The sequence below is a fragment of the Halarsenatibacter silvermanii genome, assembly GCF_900103135.1.
Classification (GTDB): domain Bacteria; phylum Bacillota; class Halanaerobiia; order Halanaerobiales; family Halarsenatibacteraceae; genus Halarsenatibacter; species Halarsenatibacter silvermanii.
The window spans coordinates 1-4669 of sequence record NZ_FNGO01000049.1 but is presented as its reverse complement, the minus strand read 5'-3'; the positions used below and the strand labels follow the sequence as shown (position 1 = coordinate 4669).

Below are 4669 nucleotides of genomic sequence, written 5' to 3'. Positions count from 1 at the left end.
GACCTAAAGTCCTCTTCGATCCAGGCTTCAAGAATTGAAATGTAAGGTCCCATAACTGGTTTGCTTCTTGTCTGTTTGCCTTCTTTTTGCAGTTCAATATCTCCATCGGCATACTTTTTAGCAGTTCGCCAGTTGATATCTACTCTCTCGGCAATTTCTGAAATAGAACAGCCTTCCTTTTCTCTTAGTCTTCTGATATAATTTATTTGGGACATCTCTAGCATCCTTTCTATTACCTCCCGAATTTGGAGTATTCAGGAGGTTTAATTCTAGGATGCCTGGAGGTGTCCCTCCTTTTTCAGGTACACCTCTGTAATTTTAGTTTCCATTCTCTGTATTTTTAGTTTGCCAAAAACAAAATTTGGAATATCTATTTCCGCCTGCAATGTAAACAATAGTAAGATGGCCATCTTTGTATACATCATAAAAGCATATTATCAGCTTTCACATAATAAATTACAGTCAACTATTAGGGGCCAGGCAAGTTATTTTTTTAATCATTATATCATTATATGAGAATATAATTGTCAAACTTTGACGCACACGATTAAATTACAAGGCGTGAATTCGTTTGAGTGTATTGAAAAATAGTTTTAAAAATGAGCAAAGTCACCCTCAGTACGGCCTTTGACGGGGGGGCTTGAAAATTAAAATTTGATTGACATTTAAATTGCAAATTTGACAAATTAATTATACTCGATTATAATCATATACAGTGAGGGTTGGCATTAAATTTAATCTTTACACTATATGCTATACGATTAGATTTTTTAACTCAAATTATAAATATCACAACAGGGAGGGGGAAAATGCTGCAAAAGCAGCTGGTTAAAAAATTTGCAGAGAGAGTTGAAGGCAGCTCTTTTAAACTCACTTTCTGGGATGGAGATTCCACATTTATTAATAATGGGGAAGTAAAAAAGCCAGAATTTGAGATAATTTTTAGAGAAAAGCTGGATTTGAATGAGATAAGAAAAAGCCCCCAGTTAAAACTCGGTGAAGCCTATATGCAGGAAAAGATTGATATTGATGGTGATCTGCGGGATGTAATCATTACAGGTGCTAAAAATGTAAATAATCTTGCTGAAGGCGGCCCTGAATACACATATGAAGAATTTATGGACCGGCAAAAAAGGTTATCGCAGCAGGAACAGGAAGAAGGCGTCAGGGATCATTATGATCTTGGCAATGATTTTTTCCGCCTGTGGCAGGATGAAACCATGACCTATTCCTGTGCTTATTTTGAAAATCATAATAAAAGTTTAAAGCAGGCTCAGCTGGCTAAGATAGATCATATCTTAGAGAAATTAAACCTGGAGTCCGGCGAAAAATTGCTTGATATAGGCTGCGGCTGGGGTCATCTGGCTGTGAGGGCTGCAAAAAAATATGATGTGGAAGTGCTCGGCATTACACTCAGCCCGGAACAGGTGGATGGTGCTGAGAAAAAGATAGCTGAAAATAATGTGGAAGACCAGGTGGAAGTGAGAAAGCAGGATTATCGCGATCTGGCAAAAGAATCTCCTGAATTCGATAAAATTGTCAGTGTGGGTATGTTTGAGCATGTGGGAAAAGAGCATATACCGGAATATTTTCAGGCAGTTAACGAGATGTTAAAAGAAGGCGGTTTATCACTGCTTCATACCATAACCCATCAAAAAGAGGATCCCTCTCATCCCTGGCTGGAAAAATATATTTTCCCCTGGGGTTATATACCTTCCTATCGTGAGGTTGTGTGGCAGCTGCCCGAGCATTCTTTCTGGCTAATTGATGCGGAAAATATCAGGCGCCATTATGCGCTCACGGCTGAAAGATGGGCGGATAATTTTGCTGACTGCAGGGAAGAAGTTGTAGAAATGTTCGATGAAGAATTTGCCCGGATGTGGGAGCTTTTTCTGGCCGGAGTTGTGGCTACATTCCGCTATATTGGCACCTCGGTTCATCAGTTTTTATTCAGCAAAGGTATCAATAATGATCTGCCCCTTACCCGGGATTATATGTATGATAAATGAGTTTAAGCGGGAGGAGAGAACATGGAGCTGGAAAAAGCAGCTAAAGCTCTAGCACATGAGAACAGGTTAAGAATTTTGAATCTCTTGAGAAAACAATCTCTGTGTGTCTGCGAATTGAGAAATATTATGGGAATTAATCAGTCCAATGCTTCCCGGCATCTGAAAAAGTTAAAAAATGCCGGATTGATTGATTATGACAAGAAAGCACAGTGGGTATATTATAAATTAAACGAAGAACAAATAGAGCGGTATAACTTTCTTAAAGTGCTGATAGAAGAGGATTTTGACCGGGAAGAAATGCTGAAAGATGATCTTGATAATTTGAAGTTATATCAAAACAGTGAAGTAGAATGTGATGGCCTGGATGAGGCTGAGTTATTTTAGGTCAGGAGGATTTTAAAACGAAATAAAATGTTTGAACAAATTGAGATGTTTGAGCAAAATGACAGCGGTTAAAATACTGTGAAATATAATTTGACAATAAAACCAGTCTATATTAGTATATGATTGTAGTCAAATATGCAGAATAATTTTTGATTCGAGATGTATTGATCTATTTTTATAATTGATAATTTAATACAATTAGAGGAGTGATATTATGCAGGAGGAACATGAATTAGGGTTTTTTGAAAGATATCTCACTGTCTGGGTAGGTTTATGTATAATTGGTGGACTGGCACTGGGGCAGATATTTCCCGGCCTTGCTGACGCTTTTGAAGCAGCGGAGATAGCGGGTTATCCTGTTCCCGTAGCTATTGCCCTGTTTTTAATGATTTATCCCATAATGGTCCAGACTGATTTTAAGAAGATATTAAAGGCCGGCAAATCAACCAAGCCTATTGTCACCACTCTTGTTTTAAACTGGGCAGTAAAACCATTTACCATGGCCTTTGTGGCCTGGCTTTTTATGAGAGTTATCTGGAGTCCTTTTATCGGCTATGAGCTGGGCAGCGAATTGATGGCAGGTATGATCCTGCTTGGCATAGCCCCCTGTACAGCTATGGTATTGGTCTGGGGCTATCTTTCCCGGGGCAACATGGGACACGTAGTTGTCATGGTAGCTATCAACTCGCTCTCGATGGTTGTCCTCTACGGTCCACTGGCCGTGCTGCTTCTGCCGGTGGCTGATGTGCCGGTTCCTATCGGCAGAGTTGCTTTTGGAGTGCTGGCCTATGTGGGTCTGCCGCTGGTAGCCGGACACTTTACCAGAAAGAAACTGCTGGAAAAACAGGGAAGAGAGCGTTTCGAGGAATTTACCTCCAAGCTGCATTATGTTTCCACGGCAGCTTTATTATTTACAATAGTGATGATTGTAGCTCCTCAATCTGAACTTGTTTTGACCAACCCTCTGCTGGTACTGCTGGTGCTGGTGCCTCTGACGATTCAGGTGCTTACTATTTTTGGAATAGGCTATTATGCCTCCAAAAAATTGGGGCTTCCCTATGATGATGCTGCTCCTACAGCCCAAATAGCAGCCAGCAATCATTTTGAAGTGGCTATAGCTATGGCAATAACTCTCTTTGGAGTTGATTCAGGAGCTACGCTGGCAGCAGTTACTGGAATGTTGATAGAGGTGCCGATAATGCTGATTTTAGTGCGTCTCTGTTTGAAGACCAGAAGCTGGTTTCCACAGGTTCATAAAAGTAAAATTTGATCATGTCAGAATAAACTCTATAATTTTGCGACAGGGTCCCGTCCCTGCTTTTATTAGCAGGGATTGTTTTTTCTTTTGATAATTCAAAAAATTATTCATATGTTTAAATTCGGGGGTGAAATTAAAATGAAATTTGTGGTGAAGGATCGGGAAAACGATGAAGTTGTCTGGGAATATATGGTGGCAAATGAATCGGTGAATCATAATCGTCTGTGTCAGGAAATAGGGGTGGGTAATGTTTGCTCTCGCGAACGGGGACAATACGGTGTGCCGGTAGGAGACATACTGGAAATAGATGATCCAGACCGGGCTGTAGAGAAGCTGGAAGCTTATCTGGAAGAAAATTCAGCCTATGATAAACTTGAGGAGTTTGAGCAATTTCTGCAGGCGGAAATTCATGGAGAAGAAACTGATTTTAAAGAGAGATAAAGCAAATTAACACCGGAAGATCTGGAGAGTATAAGTGCCTGGAAACGGGAGAACGAGCCGGATATAAGGCATTATCAGCTTATCCAGGCCTATATAAATTATATAAGTGAGAACAAAGATAATAAGGGCAAATTTAGATTTGAAGTGGAAATTTGAATCAGTGAAGTTTGATCAGGCTGTGAATAATTAAATTAACACTTTATGTAAAACGGGGCATTGTATAATTAAATGCACATAGAGAGATAAAAAAGTGACACACGCCCCTACCTCATGTATAATGTTAAGTGGTTAGCAGCCAAAAACATATACAGGAGGCTAAGGACGTGTGTCAAGATAATAATACCACAGAATCCCGCAAAGGGAAACACCTAAATCATGACGAGCGGAAAATAATTGAGCATCTATACAACATACAGGATAAATCACCCGCAGAAATTGGGGAAGAATTGGATAGACACAGGACTACAATAAGCAGGGAGATCAAGAAAGGCAAAGTAACACTATTGAACTCGGATTATTCCACCAGAGAGGAATATGAAGCCGATATAGGCCAGGAAGTTTATGATAATAATGCTAC

Annotated in this window: 5 protein-coding genes and 1 pseudogene; 5 read left to right on the top strand and 1 reads right to left on the bottom strand. The window is 39.8% G+C overall.

Annotation, left to right across the window (positions count from 1 at the left end; translation table 11 throughout):
* Positions 1-224, bottom strand: a pseudogene (locus BLT15_RS12765) (IS21 family transposase); the annotation flags it as partial.
* Between the two features lie 585 nt (positions 225-809).
* Between BLT15_RS12765 and BLT15_RS12760 the strand changes: the two are divergent.
* The 5 genes from BLT15_RS12760 to BLT15_RS12740 all read left to right on the top strand — a co-directional run.
* A complete protein-coding gene (locus BLT15_RS12760; protein ID WP_089762435.1) occupies positions 810-2009 on the top strand; it encodes an SAM-dependent methyltransferase in 1200 nt (399 codons plus the stop codon).
* A 21-nt stretch (positions 2010-2030) separates the two neighbouring features.
* Positions 2031-2393 (top strand): ArsR/SmtB family transcription factor, encoded by a 363-nt coding sequence (locus BLT15_RS12755; RefSeq protein ID WP_089762433.1) that lies wholly within the window; start codon positions 2031-2033, stop codon positions 2391-2393.
* Between the two features lie 214 nt (positions 2394-2607).
* Positions 2608-3663: an ACR3 family arsenite efflux transporter gene (gene arsB / locus BLT15_RS12750; RefSeq protein WP_089762431.1), complete on the top strand. Its 1056-nt coding sequence runs from the start codon at positions 2608-2610 to the stop codon at positions 3661-3663.
* Between the two features lie 126 nt (positions 3664-3789).
* A complete protein-coding gene (locus tag BLT15_RS12745) occupies positions 3790-4092 on the top strand; it encodes a hypothetical protein (RefSeq protein ID WP_143423107.1) in 303 nt (100 codons plus the stop codon).
* A gap of 323 nt (positions 4093-4415) precedes the next feature.
* A partial coding sequence (locus tag BLT15_RS12740) for a helix-turn-helix domain-containing protein (protein WP_143423106.1) occupies positions 4416-4669 on the top strand: 254 nt, incomplete at its 3' end.

Bases quoted from the DNA above. Each gene is read 5' to 3' on its own strand.
- BLT15_RS12760 (WP_089762435.1), top strand. From the start codon at position 810: ATGCTGCAAAAGCAGCTGGTTAAAAAATTTGCAGAGAGAGTTGAAGGC.
- BLT15_RS12755 (WP_089762433.1), top strand. From the start codon at position 2,031: ATGGAGCTGGAAAAAGCAGCTAAAGCTCTAGCACATGAGAACAGGTTA.
- arsB (WP_089762431.1), top strand. From the start codon at position 2,608: ATGCAGGAGGAACATGAATTAGGGTTTTTTGAAAGATATCTCACTGTC.
- BLT15_RS12745 (WP_143423107.1), top strand. From the start codon at position 3,790: ATGAAATTTGTGGTGAAGGATCGGGAAAACGATGAAGTTGTCTGGGAA.